The sequence below is a fragment of the Pseudomonas sp. Marseille-QA0332 genome, assembly GCF_054950175.1.
On record NZ_CM143106.1, the window covers coordinates 1,576,860 to 1,593,572 of the forward strand.

Annotated in this window: 17 protein-coding genes and 1 tRNA gene; 11 read left to right on the forward strand and 7 right to left on the reverse strand. The window is 63.4% G+C overall.

What is annotated here, in order from left to right; translation table 11 throughout:
* Positions 1-232 precede the first annotated feature (232 nt).
* Together tam and ACY8GK_RS07400 are read right to left on the reverse strand one after the other, a co-directional pair.
* Positions 233-994 (reverse strand): trans-aconitate 2-methyltransferase, encoded by a 762-nt coding sequence (gene tam / locus ACY8GK_RS07395; protein ID WP_462402729.1) that lies wholly within the window; start codon positions 992-994, stop codon positions 233-235.
* A 21-nt stretch (positions 995-1,015) separates the two neighbouring features.
* Complete coding sequence (locus ACY8GK_RS07400) at positions 1,016-3,574, reverse strand: bifunctional diguanylate cyclase/phosphodiesterase (RefSeq protein WP_462402730.1); 2,559 nt, start codon at positions 3,572-3,574, stop codon at positions 1,016-1,018.
* Positions 3,575-3,795: 221 nt separating this feature from the next.
* Here ACY8GK_RS07400 and ACY8GK_RS07405 point away from each other — a divergent pair, with 221 nt between their 5' ends.
* Together ACY8GK_RS07405 and ACY8GK_RS07410 are read left to right on the forward strand one after the other, a co-directional pair.
* Complete coding sequence (locus ACY8GK_RS07405; protein ID WP_462402731.1) at positions 3,796-4,563, forward strand: SDR family oxidoreductase; 768 nt, start codon at positions 3,796-3,798, stop codon at positions 4,561-4,563.
* 201 nt (positions 4,564-4,764) lie between these two features.
* On the forward strand, positions 4,765-6,228 hold the full coding sequence (locus tag ACY8GK_RS07410) for a GGDEF domain-containing protein (RefSeq protein ID WP_462402732.1): 1,464 nt from the start codon (positions 4,765-4,767) through the stop codon (positions 6,226-6,228).
* A 541-nt stretch (positions 6,229-6,769) separates the two neighbouring features.
* Here ACY8GK_RS07410 and ACY8GK_RS07415 read toward each other — a convergent pair.
* The 4 genes from ACY8GK_RS07415 to ACY8GK_RS07430 form a co-directional block, all read right to left on the reverse strand.
* A complete protein-coding gene (locus tag ACY8GK_RS07415; RefSeq protein ID WP_196178978.1) occupies positions 6,770-6,940 on the reverse strand; it encodes a hypothetical protein in 171 nt (56 codons plus the stop codon).
* 6 nt (positions 6,941-6,946) lie between these two features.
* Positions 6,947-7,282, reverse strand: coding sequence for a hypothetical protein (locus ACY8GK_RS07420; protein ID WP_462402733.1), 336 nt, complete (start codon positions 7,280-7,282; stop codon positions 6,947-6,949).
* A 173-nt stretch (positions 7,283-7,455) separates the two neighbouring features.
* Entirely contained in the window at positions 7,456-8,844 is a 1,389-nt protein-coding gene (locus ACY8GK_RS07425; protein WP_196178981.1) for a nucleobase:cation symporter-2 family protein, read from the reverse strand.
* 156 nt (positions 8,845-9,000) lie between these two features.
* A complete protein-coding gene (locus ACY8GK_RS07430) occupies positions 9,001-9,672 on the reverse strand; it encodes a Bax inhibitor-1/YccA family protein (protein WP_196178983.1) in 672 nt (223 codons plus the stop codon).
* Between the two features lie 133 nt (positions 9,673-9,805).
* On the opposite strand from ACY8GK_RS07430, the gene ACY8GK_RS07435 reads away from it, so the two are divergent.
* Positions 9,806-9,893, forward strand: a tRNA-Ser gene (locus ACY8GK_RS07435).
* 606 nt (positions 9,894-10,499) lie between these two features.
* A complete protein-coding gene (locus ACY8GK_RS07440) occupies positions 10,500-10,652 on the forward strand; it encodes a hypothetical protein (RefSeq protein ID WP_196178985.1) in 153 nt (50 codons plus the stop codon).
* A 77-nt stretch (positions 10,653-10,729) separates the two neighbouring features.
* On the opposite strand, the gene ACY8GK_RS07445 is transcribed toward ACY8GK_RS07440, so the two are convergent.
* The gene (locus ACY8GK_RS07445) at positions 10,730-11,593 is read right to left on the reverse strand and encodes a DMT family transporter (protein ID WP_196178987.1); all 864 of its coding nucleotides are present in this window, start codon (positions 11,591-11,593) and stop codon (positions 10,730-10,732) included.
* A 120-nt stretch (positions 11,594-11,713) separates the two neighbouring features.
* On the opposite strand from ACY8GK_RS07445, the gene ACY8GK_RS07450 reads away from it, so the two are divergent.
* From ACY8GK_RS07450 to ACY8GK_RS07480, 7 genes are all read left to right on the forward strand, one after another.
* Positions 11,714-13,126: an aminotransferase-like domain-containing protein gene (locus ACY8GK_RS07450; RefSeq protein ID WP_196178989.1), complete on the forward strand. Its 1,413-nt coding sequence runs from the start codon at positions 11,714-11,716 to the stop codon at positions 13,124-13,126.
* A 55-nt stretch (positions 13,127-13,181) separates the two neighbouring features.
* Positions 13,182-13,574, forward strand: a complete 393-nt coding sequence (gene tusD, locus ACY8GK_RS07455; RefSeq protein WP_196178991.1) for a sulfurtransferase complex subunit TusD — start codon at positions 13,182-13,184, stop codon at positions 13,572-13,574.
* Between the two features lies 1 nt (position 13,575).
* The gene (gene tusC / locus ACY8GK_RS07460) at positions 13,576-13,935 is read left to right on the forward strand and encodes a sulfurtransferase complex subunit TusC (RefSeq protein WP_196178992.1); all 360 of its coding nucleotides are present in this window, start codon (positions 13,576-13,578) and stop codon (positions 13,933-13,935) included.
* A complete protein-coding gene (gene tusB / locus ACY8GK_RS07465; protein WP_462402734.1) occupies positions 13,932-14,231 on the forward strand; it encodes a sulfurtransferase complex subunit TusB in 300 nt (99 codons plus the stop codon). The genes tusC and tusB overlap by 4 nt, the downstream gene beginning before the upstream one ends.
* Complete coding sequence (locus tag ACY8GK_RS07470; RefSeq protein ID WP_196178996.1) at positions 14,228-14,563, forward strand: TusE/DsrC/DsvC family sulfur relay protein; 336 nt, start codon at positions 14,228-14,230, stop codon at positions 14,561-14,563. Before tusB ends, ACY8GK_RS07470 begins: the two co-directional genes overlap by 4 nt.
* Positions 14,560-15,561: a glycosyl transferase family protein gene (locus ACY8GK_RS07475; RefSeq protein WP_462402735.1), complete on the forward strand. Its 1,002-nt coding sequence runs from the start codon at positions 14,560-14,562 to the stop codon at positions 15,559-15,561. The genes ACY8GK_RS07470 and ACY8GK_RS07475 overlap by 4 nt, the downstream gene beginning before the upstream one ends.
* Positions 15,562-15,658: 97 nt before the next feature.
* Complete coding sequence (locus ACY8GK_RS07480; RefSeq protein WP_462402736.1) at positions 15,659-16,618, forward strand: glutathione S-transferase family protein; 960 nt, start codon at positions 15,659-15,661, stop codon at positions 16,616-16,618.
* Positions 16,619-16,713 lie beyond the last annotated feature (95 nt).

Below are 16,713 nucleotides of genomic sequence, written 5' to 3' on the forward strand. Positions count from 1 at the left end.
CGGCCTTGCCCAGCGGATCGACAATAAATCGCAGCGCGGCCAGCGGGTCGACGCAACGGCAGGCCGGACGCGGGCATCCAGGCTGACGCCAACGGTCATCCGAAGGCACCGTGATGCCTCATCGAATCTGCGGCGGCGGTCTGCTGCTGGCGCACCTTGCTTTCATCCTGCTGGTCCTGGCGGGCGCGTTCGGCAAGGTGCCCTCTGATCCCGAGCGAGGCCGCCGCCCAGGTCAGCGGGTGGCGACCAGGAACAGGCGCGGGAACGGTAGCAGCACCTTGCCGTTGGCCGTGCTTGGGTAGTCCTCCCGTATCGCCTCGGCGTAGACCTGTACGAAGGCTTCCTGCTCCTGGGTATCGAGCCGGGCCAGGTAAGGCCGCAACGCCGAGCCCTTGAACCACTGCACTACCGCGTCGGCGTCAGGCAACGGATGGTGGTAGGTGGTGCGCCAGATGTCCACCTGGCTGCACAGGGGCGCCAGCAGGTCGTAATAGAAGGCTGCCCCGTGTCGCGCTGGCAGTCGGGTGTCGACGAAGCGCGCCGCCCAGGGGTTCCGGCTGGCGATCTCGCGCAAGCGCCGGTGCGCCGGCTCATCGAGATTGTCCGGGGTCTGCACTGCCAGACTGCCACCTTCGCGCAGTTGACGAACCAGCTTCGGGTAGAGCTGGGCATGCCTGGGCAGCCATTGCAGCGAAGCATTGGCCAGGATCAAGTCCTGGGGACCCTCCGGCCGCCACTGGGCGATGTCGCGCAACTCGAAGCGGGCCTGGGGCAGACGCGCGCGGGCCTTGTCGAGCATGTCGCGGTCATTGTCCACTCCGACTACCTGAGCCTCGGGGTAGCGCTGCAACAGCGCCTGGGTCGAGTTGCCCGGGCCACAGCCGAGATCCGTCGCGTGGGCGACCTGCTGGGCCGGTACGCCGGCCAACAGGTCGTGCACCGCACGGGTGCGCTCGCGCTCGAAGCGTGAATATTGGGTTGCCGACCATGTCATCCTGAATTCTCCTCTGCGCGTTCAATCATCGCGCCTGCCCTGGCCCTGCTGTTCGCTCATCAGGCGCACCAAGGCCTGGTTGTCGACCGGATGGCTGAGCAAAAAGCCCTGCACTTCGTGACATTGGTCCTGGCTGAGCAACTCGAGCTGCTCGGTGGTTTCCACCCCTTCGGCAGTGACCGTCATGCCCATGGCATTGCCGAGGTTGATGATCGCCTGCACCACGCTGCGGTCGCTGTCGCTCTTGCCGAGCGACTGGATGAAGCGCTTGTCGATCTTGATGCTGTCGAATGGATAGGTACGCAGGTAGCCCAGCGAAGAATAGCCGGTACCAAAGTCATCCATGTTCAGGCGCACCCCCAGTTCCTTGAGTGCCTGCATGGTGCGCAAGGCGCCTTCGACATCGTTGAGCATGACGTTCTCGGTGATCTCCAGCTCCAGGCGGTGAGCCGGTAGCCCGCTGGCGATCAGCGCCTGGTGGACATCGCGGACCACGTCGCTGCGGCTGAACTGGGCAGGCGACATGTTCACCGAAACCATGACTTCCAGGGGCCAGTCACGGGCTTTCTCGCAGGCCTCGCGCAGCACCCAGTTGCCCAGCAGGACGATCAGGTCGGACTCTTCGGCCAGCGGGATGAACAGGTCCGGGCGCAACAGACCGCGCCGCGGGTGTTGCCAGCGCACCAAGGCTTCGACCGACGCCACGCAAATGCCATCGACGCGGAAACGCGGCTGGAAATGCAACAGCAGCTCGCCTTTGCCGATGCCTTCGCGCAGCTCGCGCTCCAATGCGCGCTTGTCCATCAGCGACGCACTCATCTGTTCGGAGAAATACCGCCAGGTATGCTTGCCGGCCTGCTTGGCGCTGTAGAGCGCCACGTCGGCGAAGCGCAGCAGCTCGGCAGAAGCCTGACCATGCTCGCGCGACAGCGCGACCCCGAGGCTGGCGCCGACCTGCATCGCCTGGTTGTCGAAGATGATCGGCTGGCGCACGCTTTCGATGATACGGGCACAGAAGCGGTCGAGCTCGGCTCGCTGGCCTGGCCTGAGCAGGACGATGACGAATTCGTCGCCGCCGAGCCGGGCGACCAGATCACCGTCACGAGTCGCCTGGTCCAGCCGCGTCGCCACTTCGATCAGTACCGCATCGCCTGCAGGGTGACCGAAGTTGTCATTGATCGGCTTGAAATTGTCCAGGTCCAGCATCACCACCGCCAGCTCGGCATGCTCGGCCTGCAGGGCTTGCTCGAGGAAGCGGAACAGCTTGTTGCGGTTCGGCAGATTGGTCAGCGCATCATGCATCGACAGATGCTGGATCTGTGCATGAGCCGCCACTTCGTCGGTGATGTCCGTGCTGGTGCCGCGAAACCCTGCACATTGTCGATGCAGGAGAATGGCTCGCGCCGAGACCCGGCAGATGCGTTGCTGCCCGGTCCGGTCGCGGTAGCAACAGCGCAGCGTACCTGCGGCGCCGGATACCGCCAGCTCATGCAGCCAGCCTTGCAGCTGGACGGTCTCGCACTCGAGCAGTTCATCGATCGGCCGCTGCAGCCAGTCGGACAGTGTCAAGCCGGTCAGCTCGGCGAAACGCGCCGAGAGATACGTCACCTTGAGCTGTGCATCGGTTTCCCAGATCCAGTCCGAAGCTGCTTCGGCGACCGCCTTGAACCGCTCTTCGCTGGTTTCCAGCGCCGCCTTGGAGGCAGCCAGCCGCTGGTGGCTGCGGTCGATGCCAGCGCTGGTCCTGATGGCATAACGGGCCATGATGACCGTGACCAGGACGATCAGCACGATGGCCACTGCCAGAGGCGCGATGACCATGTGCACCAGCTCCGCGCCCGGTCGCGCGATGCGCCAGGTCAGGACATGCTCGCTCCCGTTCAAGGGCAACACGCCACGCCCGGCTTCGCTCGTCGCAGCGGTGGAAACGGCAAAGCCGTCCAGACCCACGGTCTGGCCCAACGCTTCGAGCATGCTCGGATCGAGCACACGGATGAACACCAGCACGACCTGTGAGGCGGGAAGATGGTGCACCGGAACGGGCGGGCGGATCACCGCAGCGCTGAACAAGGCCGGCCGCCGGTCGAACACCATGAAGCCGGAGGCCGCTTGTTCCTGTTCGGCGGCCCGTCTGGCCTGGGCGATGATGCGTGCGCTGGCGGTGCTGCGCCGTTCGAGGCCAACGTCGCTCAGTTGGCCTTCGAACATGGCATAGCGGGTACCGCTGTCATCCAGCACATAGACCCCTTCATAGCCATCGGCGCTGTACAGCGTCTCGCCGATGTTGTCCTGCTGATAGGCCCAATTCACGTCGACCGGACCGGAAAGGTGATCGTAGGCAGCCTGCCAGACGGCATGCCCGAGCAGGTAGGTGCGCTCGGCTTTCTCCAGCTGATTGAGCGCGGACTCGGCCAGGAATCGGCTGCTGGCCGCCTCTCGCTCATCCAACGAACTGGCCAGCCGGTAGAAAGACAACAACCCGACGATGAGCGCCAGCACCAGCAAGCCGGAAAAGGCCAGGATCAACTGACCGACCACATGACTGCGTGTCGACATGCCATTGTCAGAGGTAGCGTCCATTCATCATTCGCTCCGCGAGGGTTCAGGATGATTGACCCGGTGAGACGGCCGATGATCGCAACAGCTGACGATCGGACCTGATCTGCCCCCCCAATGCGCGGGTGTTCGCTTGCCAGACCAGTGTTGTTATCGTGGACATGAGGCACGCTTGCAGATTGGCCGCGCACGACCATTACCGACGACTCGCCACCCGGCCCCGACTCGCTCAAGAGGAATTTCACATGCACAGGACCGAAATGTTCGACCTCGACGGCAGGATCGCCTTCATTTCCGGTGCAAGCCGGGGAATCGGCGAAGCAATCGCTCACCTGCTGGCGCGCCAGGGCGCCCATGTGATCGTCTCCAGTCGCAAGCCGGAGGGCTGCCAACAGGTCGCCGATGCGATCGTGGCCGCTGGCGGCCAGGCCACGGCGATCGCCTGTCACATCGGCGAGCCGGAACAGATCCAGGCTACCTTCGCCAGCTTGCGCGAACGGTTCGGCCGCCTGGACATCCTGGTCAACAATGCGGCCACCAACCCCCAATTCAGCCATGTGCTGGACACCGATCCAGGCGCCTTCCAGAAAACCGTCGACGTGAACGTTCGCGGCTACTTCTTCATGTCAGTGCAAGCCGGCAAGCTCATGCGTGAGCAAGGAGGCGGCAGCATCATCAATGTGGCTTCGATCAACGGCGTGTCACCTGGCCTCTGCCAAGGCATCTATTCGATCACCAAGGCCGCGGTGATCAACATGACCAAGGTGTTCGCCAAGGAGTGCGCGCCGTTCGGCATTCGTTGCAATGCCTTGCTGCCCGGCTTGACCGATACCCGGTTCGCCTCGGCGCTGGTGAACAACCCGGGCATCCTCGATAGCGCCTTGCGGCAGATTCCGCTCAAGCGAATCGCCAAGCCGGACGAAATGGCCGGTGCCGTGCTCTACCTGGCGAGCGATGCCTCCAGCTATACGACCGGTACGGTGATCAATGTCGACGGTGGCTACCTGGCCTGAGCGCACCAGAGGCATGAGCCGGCCCGACGGCTTTGCCTGCGGCTACACCCCGAGCTTGAACGCGCCTTGCGAGGAGCTGCGTCGACATGATTCCCGGCAATCGCGCCAAGATAATATCCAATTGACATCAACTGGCGGCTTGCCCACACTGCCAGAACGTCCTTCCAGGTCTGCTGTCAATGCCTGGTTACCGTTTCCCGCTTGTCGGTCCAGACCATGGTGTTTCCAGCCACTTCCCGTTTGCTTCCAAGCATGTTCCTGGTCGGCCTGACCTTTGTCTTGACCTTGGCAGGCATCCTCGCCAGGCCTATCGAATCGCTGTCCTTGTTCTGGCCTGTCAATGCCGTGCTGGTTGGTGTGCTTCTGCGTTACCCGCGCCAGGCGACACCGCGCGGTTTCCTGCTGATCTACCTGGCCATGACGGGTGCCGATCTGGCCTGCGGTAGCGCCTGGCTGCCTGCGGTGTGGTACAACTTCTGCAATCTCGGCGCGATCTTCAGCGCCTGGCTTGTCCTGGCCAGGGCTGCTCGAGCACATCGCAAGCTGCGCACGCCGCAGGCCGTGCGCGATCTGTGCGTCGCCAGCGCCGCCGCGGCGGCAATGGCAGCCAGCCTGGCTTGCGTGGCTTCGATCGCATGGTTTGCCGAACCATTGCGGACAACCTGGCTAAGCTGGTTCAGCGAACAGTTTTCCACCGCCATCCTGGTTCTGCCAGCGCTGCTCACCGCGCCCTCTCCCGGGGCGCTGCGGCGCGCCACCGACCGGCCTGTCAGACTGGCGCCATTGCTCTTGCTGGCCGTCTCGCTGAGCCTGAGCCTGATGGTGGGCGGGCCGGGCGCCATCGCCTTCCCAATCGCCGCGCTGCTCTGGTGCGCCCTGAGTTACTCGCCCTTCCTGGTCGCCTTGCTGACCATGTTCGCTGGCAGCACCTTGATCACGGCCGTGGCCCAGGACCTGCTGCGCTTCAGCTCACCGGGTGCCGAGATAGGCATAGACGCGCTGATGTCGGCCCGCCTGGGAATCGCCATGCTGGTGCTCGGACCACTGGTGGTCGCTTGTGTCAGCCATGCCAACCGTAACCTGCTGGAGCGCCTGCAGCGCCAAGCCACGCTCGACGACCTGACCGGGGCACTCAGCCGCAGCGCATTCCACGAGCGTGCAGGAACGTTGCTGGCAAACCGTCGACGCCAGGCCTCAGGTTCACCGGTGACCTTGATGATGCTCGATATCGATCACTTCAAGACGATCAACGACCAGCATGGCCATGCCGCCGGTGACCAGGTGCTGCGTGATTTCACCAGCACCGTGAAGGACCAGTTGCGTACGGAGGATCTGTTCGCTCGCCTCGGCGGTGAAGAGTTCGCCATTGCCCTACCCGGCCTGCCTCCGGAGCAGGCTTGCTTCACCGCCGAGCGCTTGCGCCGCGCGGTACAGGAAATGCCGCTGGTCAACAGCAACCGGACCTTGCGCATCACGGTCAGCATAGGCTACTACGGCTGCGAGGCAGGTGCTCCGGCCCCGGGCCTGGAGACTTTTCTGGAGCGGGCCGACCACGCGCTGTACCGAGCCAAGGCGCTGGGACGCAATCGTGTGGAGCGAGCGCAAGGACCGGCTTGCAAGGATGACCAGGACAAGCGCGGCGCCACCGTCCTGCGTAGAGGCTAGGCTGAACGGCCAACCCCCGTCCTGATCGGCGGGCCAGGGGACTGATTAAAATCTGGCCAAATTAACAGAGCCCGCCATCGGCGCTGTCTCCAGCGCTTTATCCACAGACCTACCCACGATTTTTGTGGACAGTTTCCTCCGTACGCTCGCGACTTGTCGTACATGCCTTGAAGACGCAGCCCTTCTAGCCTCAGCACGGCCATGCGTGGCTCAACCTGGCGGTATGGTCCCCAGCAGGCCAATGACGAGTGTCAGGATCAGGAAACCTCCGAGAAACAAAGCAAGCTTGCCCATTCGAACCTCTGCGATCTGTTGCCATGGCCAACAAGGCCCAGGCCTGGCGATTCATGGCCGCACCGCTCGGACAGAGCGGCGGGCCAGGCATAGTGTCGCTCCTGGACTGATACGGTTACAGATGCAGGTAGCTGGAAAAAAAGCAGATCAGTTCGATTCGGGATCATGCTGGCCTTGTTCACGCTCAGGGAATGAACGTGCTCATCGCACCACGGCGCGGGCGCGCAGGTCCGCATGATCTGGCAGATCAGTGGTGTCCAGGCGCCCCTGGCTTGTCACCTTCGCTGCGCCCGGTCTGCTGGGCGGTGGTCTTGCCGTCGTCCGAGCGCGATGTATCGGTATGCGCGGCGTCGTTGTCCCGCTCCACCTCGCCAGGCTGGCGTCGCTGTGGTGCGGTACTACCCGTGTTCTTGTCCATGGCTATTTACCCTCTGTTTGATATACAGGCTTCGAGAGCAGCGGGCGCACTGTGGTTCAACTGCACCGGTAGGCAGGCCCGCTCCATGGCGATTCGACGCGCCCGGCCCACACCCCAGGCCAGCGCCCTGGTCATGGACTCGCCCGGACGGGTATCGTAGGCCTCCTCATGAAGCGCCATGCCAGAAGCCGCATACACGCCGATGAACATCTGCGTCGCGCCGGTACGCGATAGCCGCACCTGGACATCGATACTGGTGCCGTCGTCCAAGGTTTCCGGGTGGGTTCGATGATGCAGGGTCGGATCCGCCCACGACCAGAAAAGATCTCCGCGTATTCTCATGTCTGCGCTCCTGCGACTTTGGTCTTATTGATCTTTCGTCAGAGACACTAGCGCAAGCGAGTCGTTATTCAACTTGCCGTCACGGTTTTGTGAAGTGAATCGGATAATCGGCAAGACGTTGGCGACAGGATGAGGCCTGGCGGAAATTTCAGTTGCCGCCAGGCAGCAACCGTTCAGGCGGGGTCTTTGCCGTCTGGAAGGAACCAGTTCAGCAACAGCGCACACAGCCCCCCGGTGGCCACGCCCGATTCCAGCACATTGCGCAATGCCGATGGCATGTGCGCGAGGAACTCCGGAACCTGCGCCACGCCCAGGCCGAGCGCCAGGGAGACAGCGATGATCAGCAATGCGCGGCGATCCAGGCGGACGCTGGCCAGAATGTTGATGCCGGAGGCGGCCACGGCGCCGAACATGACCATGGCGGCCCCACCGAGCACCGGCTCTGGCACGGCCTGGATGATACCGGCCACACTGGGGAACAACCCCAGCAGCACCAGCATGACGGCGATCCAGATCCCGACATGGCGACTGGCGATGCCGGTCAGTTGGATGACACCGTTGTTCTGCGCGAAGATCGAACTGGGGAAGGTATTGAAAAGACCCGCAAGCAACGAGTTGGCACCATTGACCAACACGCCCCCCTTGATTCGCTGCATCCATATCGGGCCTTCCACGGGCTGGCGCGATACCTTGCTGGTAGCGGTCACGTCGCCGATGGCCTCCAGCGAGGTCACCAGATAGATCACCAGCATCGGAATGAACAAAGTCCAGGAAAAGCCAATGCCGAAGTGCAGCGGTGTCGGCACCTGGAACCAGGCGGCCTGGTGCATGCCAGTGAAATCCAGACGTCCCAGGTAGCCGGCCAAGGCATAACCGGCGGCCAGGGCGATCACGATGGCGCAGCTGCGCATCCACACCAGCGGCATTCGATTGAGCACGATGATGATTGCCAGCACCACACCGGACAGCAGCAGGTTTTCGCCGTTGGCGAAGGTGCCGTTACCCATCGCCGCGAAGCCCCCGCCCATGCTGATCAGACCGACCTTGATCAGCGTAAGCCCGATCATCAGCACCACGATGCCAGTCACCAACGGCGTGATCAGGCGCTTGATGAACGGCAGGATGCGTGAGACGCCCATTTCGATGAACGAGCCGGCGATCACCACGCCGAAGATGGCAGCCATCACGCCTTCGACCGGGGTGCCCTGTTGCACCATCAGCGCGCCACCGGCTATCAGCGGCCCGACGAAGTTGAAGCTGGTACCCTGGACGATCAGCAGACCCGCGCCGAACGGCCCGAAGCGCCGGCACTGCACGAATGTGGCGATACCTGAGATCACCAGTGACATCGAGACGATCAGGTTGGTGTCGTGCGCCGAAACGCCGAGAGCCTGGCAGATCAGCAATCCAGGCGTGACGATGGGTACGATGATCGCCAGCAGATGTTGCAATGCCGCCAACAGACCAATCAGCAATCGCGGCTTGTCTTCAAGGCCCAGTACCAATTCGTTGTTGCCATGGGTGGACGCGGCGGCGCTCGGCCCGTGCTCGATGGAACTCATGCAAGGTTCTGCCAGAGGAAAAAGGGGAGCGCATTCTACGAGCCGCGACGGGATTGGCAAAGAGGCGTCGGGCAGAGTTTGACGGTGATGCCCTCCATTCAGGACACGCACAGCAAAAAGCCCGCCGAAGCGGGCCTTGCCTTGAAAAACGCTGGATCAGTCGTCGCGGCCCATGATGCCGAACAGTTGCAACAGGCTGACGAACAGGTTGTAGATGGACACGTAAAGGCTGATGGTGGCCATGATGTAGTTGCGCTCGCCACCGTGGATGATGGCGCTGGTCTGGAACAGGATGCAGACCGAAGAGAACAGCACGAAGCCAGCGCTGATGGCCAGTTGCAGACCGCTGATCTGGAAGAAGAAGCTGGCGATCACCGCGCCGAGCAGAACGAAGAAGCCGGCGGTAATGAAGCCGCTGAGGAAGCTCATGTCCCTGCGGGTGATCAGTACGTAGGCCGACAGCCCACCGAAGACCAGCGCGGTCATGGCGAAGGCCGAGCTGACGACTTCCGCGCCACCGCTCATGCCAAGGTAGCGGTTGAGGATCGGACCGAGGATGAAGCCCATGAAGCCGGTCAGCGCGAAGGTCGAGACCAGACCCCAGGCCGAATCGCGCAGCTTGGCGGTGAGGAAGAACAAGCCATAGAAGCCGATCAGCACGACGAAGACGTTCGGGTAGCCGACCCGCATCTGCTGAGCGACGAAGGCCATGACGCCGCTGAAGGCCAGGGTCAGCGCCAGCAGGCTGTACGTATTGCGCAGGACGCGGCTGACCTCCTGCTGTTCGACCTGCTGGCCGTGGTTGACGGCATAATCCTGTTCGCGCATGGGGACGCTCCTGTGGTATGTGGTCCAGGTTTGAAACGTTTGGATGCAGGAAGCATAACAGAGCCTCTGCAATCAGCGACATAGAGAGTTTGACAGCTTGTTTCATTGAGGTATGATTGCCGCCGCTGTATCCGGAAGCGTGGCCGAGTGGTTTAAGGCAACGGTCTTGAAAACCGTCGATGGGCGACTATCCTAGAGTTCGAATCTCTACGCTTCCGCCATACTCAAGGCCCTGAGAAATCAGGGCCTTTTTCGTTTCTGGAGCCTTCTGGCAGGCGGCTTTCAGCGGCCTGAAAAGGCACCACTTCCAAAAGCTTTTCGGAACACTTCCGAAACTCACGCCCGAAACACGCTTCGGATGACCGGACAGCGCCTTCAGGCGCATCAGACCCTCATGCCGAGGTTGCATACCTGTCGCGCCCCACTCCGGCATTCTGCCGCTCCCCTCTTCCTAAAATGCATCCCTGGGCTTGGCTGATCGGCTTCAGGCCATACTGTGCCCAGCCCAGGTCCCGGCCGCTGCGTACTGCTCGGGCAAGATGCGAAGCCTTTCGGCCGGTTCGGCGGTTGTGTTCTCGCATGCCACGTATCGATGGGCTCGACCGATAGCTGCGATCAGCATGATCACTCTGCGCTATACCACGCAGGGACGTCCGCGCCTGGGAGCATGAGGCACGCGCCTCGTGAAAAGTGTCCTCGGACAGACAGGCGGACGACGAAACGACCGGTTGTCGCGGCTGATCTCCCGATCCGGAAAAAAACTGAATCCTCCCGGAAACGCCCCAGTCAAGAAGCATGAACGCAGTAAATCTGACGAGGTAACAGCAATGACTATCGAAGCAGAGACACTCGTGCAATTGACCGAGGCGCTTCAGGAGCGCGGCCTGACCTTGGTTTCCGACATCATCTTCACCCGAGCGCCTTACCGGCACGATCACCGCTGGATCTGCAGCGTGGAATACCCTGCCTCCCATCGTTGATCGCTGCTTGCCCGACCGATGCACCTGGCGCCGCGCCGCCAGGGTGCAGCACCGGTCGCCGCATCAGGCAGGCGGTTTCAACGAGCGAATCGCCTGGCGCCTGCCACGCAAGCCACTGCCGCAAGACTGACCAGCAGCATCGTCAGACTGACCTGCTCGCCAAGCAGCCACGCCGCCAGTCCCAGCCCCATGAAGGGTTGCAACAGCTGCAACTGCCCGACCGCGGCGATGCCGCCTTGGGCCAGGCCGCGATACCAGAACACGAACCCGACCAGCATGCTGAAGATCGCCACATAGCCCAAGCCCAGCCAGGCGGGTGCGCCAATCGTGCCGAACGAAGCGGGTGCGCTGAGCAAGGCCATCGTCAGCATCAAGGGCAGCGCCAGTACCAGTGCCCAGCTGATCACCTGCCAGCCGCCCAGGCTGCGCGACAGACGCGCGCCCTCGGCATAGCCCAGGCCGCAGACGATGACGGCCAAGGCCATCAGCAGATCCCCTGCCAGGGACACTTGCACAGCGCCGCGCATCGCGTAGCCCGCCACAAGCATGCCGCCCAGCGCGGAAAACAGCCAGAACCCAGCCCGCGGCCGCTCGCCACCGCGCAACACACCGAAGATCGCCGTGCATAACGGCAGCAAGCCAACGAAGATGATCGAGTGGGCCGAAGTGACGTATTGCAACGCCAGGGCAGTCAGCAAGGGAAAGCCGATCACCACGCCCAACGCCACCAACCCCAGGGAAGGCAGCTCGGCGAGCCTTGGCCGGGACTGGCGCAGCATCAGCAGCATGCAAAGGCCCAGCATGGCGGCAATGCTGGCTCGGGCACTGGTGAGAAACACTGGCGTGAAGTCGGTGACCGCTATACGGGTGGCCGGTAGCGAACCGGCGAAGATGACGACGCCAGCCAGCCCGTTAAGCCAGCCGTTCGTGCTCGTTTGCATGCCCTGCTCCTTTTCTGGTCGAGCTCCAGTAAAGCATCCGCGGCGTTTTCCGGTCAGATACAATCCAGCACAATTTCTCGAAACTGTTATGCTTGGAAAACCCTAACAGTGAGTGGTGCGATGAAAAGGGACGGTAGCCGCATACAGCGCGTGATCGATGATATCCAGGCACGGATCGCTGCCCGTGCCTACCTGCCGGGCGCCCGCCTGCCCTCGGTACGCGCCCAGGCGCGGGCGATGCAATGCTCGGTGTCGACGGTCCTCGAAGCCTATGATCGACTCGCGGCCGAGGGCGCCATAAGCGCCCGTCCAGGCTCGGGCTTCTACGTCGCCGGGCCGCTGGCGCCGCTGGCACTCGCCCGGCTGGGCCCCAGGCTCGACCGGGAAGTCGATCCTTCCTGGATTTCGCGCCAGGCGCTCGACTCGTCCGACACCATGCTCAGGCCCGGCTGTGGCTGGCTGCCGCCGGACTGGATGTACGAAGCGGGAATGCGTCGGGCACTGCGCAAGCTGGCCCGCAGCGATGCCTTCGGGCTGGTCGAATATGCGACGCCCCTGGGCAGCCCTGCACTTCGCCAGGTGTTGTGCCGTCGCCTGCTGGGGTTGGGCATCGAGTCATCGACCGAGCAGATCATGCTGACCGAGTCGGGGACCCAGGCCATCGACCTGATCTGCCGTTTCTTGCTCGAGCCTGGCGACTGCGTGCTGGTCGACGACCCGTGCTACTTCAATTTCCATGCACTGCTCAAGGCGCATCGGGTCAAGATCGTGGGCATTCCCTACACCCCGCTGGGGCCGGACACCGAAGCTTTCGCCCTGGCACTGCAGCACCATGCGCCCAGGCTCTACATCACCAATTCAGGCATCCACAACCCGACCGGCGCGCAGCTTTCGCCAGCGGTGGCCCACCGGCTGCTCACCCTGGCCAGCGCAAGCGACCTGGTCATCGTCGAGGACGATATCTTCGCCGATTTCGAGGTCAGCCTGACGCCCAGGCTAGCGGCGTTCGACGGCCTGTCGCGGGTGATCCAGACCGGCAGCTTCTCCAAGACCCTGTCGGCCTCGCTACGCTGCGGCTACATTGCCGCGCGAGGCGACTGGATCGACGGCCTGGTGGATCTCAAGCTGGCCACGTCCTTCGGCGGCGGGCGCCTGGCCGCCGACCTGGCACTGTCGGCACTGACCGACAGTGGCTATCGCCGACACCTGGAAAGCATAAGGCGGCGCCTGGGCCAGGAGATGGCCCGCACGCTCCAGCGCTTGCGGGCAATCGGCATCGAGCCGTGGCTGGTACCTCGCGCGGGCATGTTCGCCTGGTGTCGGCTGCCGCATGGGCAGGATGCGGCCAGCCTGGCGCGGGCCTGCCTGGAACAGGGCGTGGTGCTGGCACCGGGCAATGCCTTCAGCCAGTCCAGGGGCGCCAGCGATTTTCTGCGCTTCAACGTCGCCCAGTGCGCTGACACGCGGATTTTCCAGGTGTTGGCTCAGGCCTTGAATGGCCAAGCCAGGCCAGGCCCGGACAACCGAGCATGATGGTGACGCGTGCGTTTTGCTTTATGATGGCGGCAGTTTCCACGAAGAGTCCCCCATGAGATTCGCCATCGCGGTTTTTTCACCGGCCCATGCGCCCTCCTCGCGCCGCGCGCTGCGTTTTGCCGAAGCAGTGCTCGCCAGCGGCCATCGGATCGAACGGCTGTTCTTCTACCAGGATGGCGTACACAGCGCCTCGGCCAACGTAGTCGTGCCCCAGGACGAAGTCGACATCGCCGCCCAGTGGCAGGCTTTCATCACCGAGAAGCAGCTTGACGCCGTGGTCTGCATCGCCGCGGCGCTGCGCCGCGGCGTACTGGATGCCGCGCAAGCCAGCCGCTACCAACGCGACGCGGTCAATCTCGTTGCGCCCTGGGAGCTGTCGGGGCTCGGTCAGTTGCACGAAGCGGCCCAGCTCGCCGACCGCCTGGTCTGCTTCGGAGGAGACTGACATGCACAAGTCCTTGTTGCTCATCAGTCGCCAGGCGCCCTGGAGCGGTCCTGGGGCGCGCGAAGCCTTGGACATCGCCCTAGCGGGCGGTGCCTTCGATCTGCCGATCGCCATGCTGTTCCTGGACGATGGCGTATTCCAGCTCGTCGACCAGCAGCAACCGGCCCTGCTGGAGCAGAAGAACCTCGGCGCCAACCTGCAGGCGTTACCCATGTTCGGCGTCGAGCAACTGTTCGCCTGCACCCGGAGCCTGAGCGCCAGGGGCCTGGCGGCCAGCGCGCTGGTCCTGCCCGTGGAGCGGCTCGAGGCCGATCAGATCCGAACCCTGCTGGCCCGCTTCGATCAGGTGATCACTTTATGAGCACGACCCTGCACGTGATAGCCCATTCCCCCCATGGCGACGAGCGCCTGCGCAGCTGCCTGCGTGTCATGGGCGCCTGTGATGGCCTGCTGCTGTGTGGAGACGGCGTTCAGGCCTTGCGCCCCGGCAGCGAACCTTGCCAGACCCTCGGCGCCGCTGCCCTGCAAGGCCGGCTGTTCGTTCTCGCCGAGGATCTGCAGGCGCGAGCCATTGCCGACGAGCTGGCCGAGGTCGTCGACTATCCGGGCTTCGTCGAGCTGACCCTGCGCTACGACAAGGTCAATACCTGGCTATGAACAGACTCATCGTTGGCGCCCGGCAGATAGCCCTGGACAAGGACGGTTTTCTCGTCGAGCTGGCCGATTGGTCCCCCGAAGTGGCACAGGCCCTGGCCGAACGGGAAGGTATCGCCCTGGGCGCCGAACACTGGGAAATACTTGAACTGCTGCGCCGGTTCCATCACGAGTACCAGCTTTCCCCGGCCACCCGCCCACTGATCAAGTATGCCGCGCTGCATCTGGGCGCGGAAAAGGGCAACAGCCCGCACCTCAACCGCCTGTTCAACGGCACACCTGCCAAGCTTGCCGCCAAGCTGGCAGGCCTGCCCAAGCCGACCAACTGCATATGAACGAACCTCTCCCCCTGATCCTGCAGACACCGGCAGAACATCCATTCGCCGAATTCGTGCGCATTCTCGGCAAAGGCAAGCGCGGCGCCCGCGGACTCACCCGCGAGGAAGCCCGCAGCGCCATGGCCATGATCCTCGCCGACCAGGTCGAGCAGGCGCAGCTCGGGGCGTTCCTCATGCTGTTGCGGCACAAGGAAGAAACGCCCGAAGAACTGGCCGGCTTCACCGAAGCGCTGCGCGCATGGTTGCAGGCGCCACGCATCGCCGTGGACCTGGACTGGCCCAGCTACGCCGGAAAGAAACGCCACTTGCCCTGGTACCTGCTCGCCGCCAGGTGCCTGGCGGGCAACGGCCTGCGCATCTTCCTGCATGGAGGCGGCGCCCACACTGCCGGACGGCTGTATACCGAACAACTGCTCGAGCTGTTGCGGATCCCGCTCTGCCGCGACTGGCATGCGGTGGCAGCGGCCCTGGACGCGCATGGCCTGGCCTTCCACCCGCTCCAGGACTGGTCACCGCAATTGCAGCAGATGATCGACCTGCGCAGTGCCCTCGGGCTGCGTTCGCCCATCCATTCGCTGGCGCGAGTGCTCAACCCGCTGGGCGCGCGGTGCGCCTTGCAGAGCATCTTCCACCCGGGCTATCAGGCGGTACATCGCCAGGCCAGCTGCCTGCTCGGCGACCATGCGATCGTGATCAAGGGCGACGGCGGGGAGATCGAGATCAACCCGGATGTCACCAGTCACCTGTACGGTGCCACGTGCGGCCAGGCGTGGGACGAGCAATGGCCGGCCTTGAGCCCGCAACGCCACGTAAAGCCAGCCAGCCTGGAGCCGCAGCACCTGTTGGCGGTATGGCGCGGCGAAGCGCAGGACAGCTACGGTGAATTGGCGACGATCGCAACCATGGCGCTGGCCCTGCGCGGCTTGGGTCATGAGCGCGAACAGGCGTTGGACAGGGCTCGCGAGTACTGGGTCGCCCGTAAACCTATCGACTGACTGGATAGGATCGCGGCAGTATTTGCGCGTCTTCATCGAACGGCAGGCCCTACACTGAGCTCCAACGCCAACCAATGTGTTTTTCGAGGAGCTCGAAATGGGTCTTTTGATCGACGGCCAGTGGCATGACCAGTGGTACGAGAACGGCAAGGATGGCGCTTTCCAGCGCGAAGAAGCCCAGCGCCGTGACGCCTTGCCAGCCGCCGAAGCCGGCCGCTACCACTTGTACGTCTCGCTTGCCTGCCCCTGGGCCCATCGAACACTGATCATGCGTTCGCTCAAGGGGCTGGCCCCATTGATCGACGTGTCGGTGGTCAGCTGGCTGATGGGCGAACAAGGCTGGACCTTCGACCGCAGCCAGGGTTCCACGGGAGACCCACTGGATGGTTTCGACTACCTGCACCAACGTTACACCCGGGACGATCCGCACTACACCGGCCGCGTGACCGTGCCGGTGCTGTGGGACAAGCAGTGCCAGCGCATCGTCAACAACGAATCGGCAGAAATCGTTCGGATCTTCAACCACGCCTTCGATGCCTTGACTGGAAATACTCGGGATCTGTATCCGGCACCTTTGCGAGCGCGTATCGATGCGCTCAATGAACGCATCTATCCTGCCGTGAACAATGGTGTTTACCGAGCCGGTTTCGCCACCCGCCAGCAGGCCTATGAGCACGCTTTCGACCAGCTGTTCGCCGAACTGGACAGTCTCGAGCAGTTGCTTGGCCAACAGCGCTACCTGGCCGGCGAGTACCTGACCGAAGCCGACATCCGGCTGTTCACCACGCTGGTCCGTTTCGATGCGGTCTACCATGGCCACTTCAAATGCAACCTACGTCGGCTGGCGGACTACCCGAGCCTGTCCAACTGGCTCCGCGAGCTGTACCAATGGCCGGGTGTAGCGCAGACGGTGGACATGCAGCATATCCAGAAACACTACTACCTCAGTCACAAGAGCATCAACCCGAACGGCATCGTGCCCAAGGGGCCGGCACAGGACTTCAGCGCCCCGCACGATCGCGAACGCCTGCCGGGACGAGGGATCTGGCAGGCGTGAAAGGCGGCCGCTGGTGCCGGTGGTGCTTGCGTGCCATCGTCGGGTCCCTTCTGACAGATCCTGAGGCTGCCACGATGGCCCGCACAGCGGGCCCA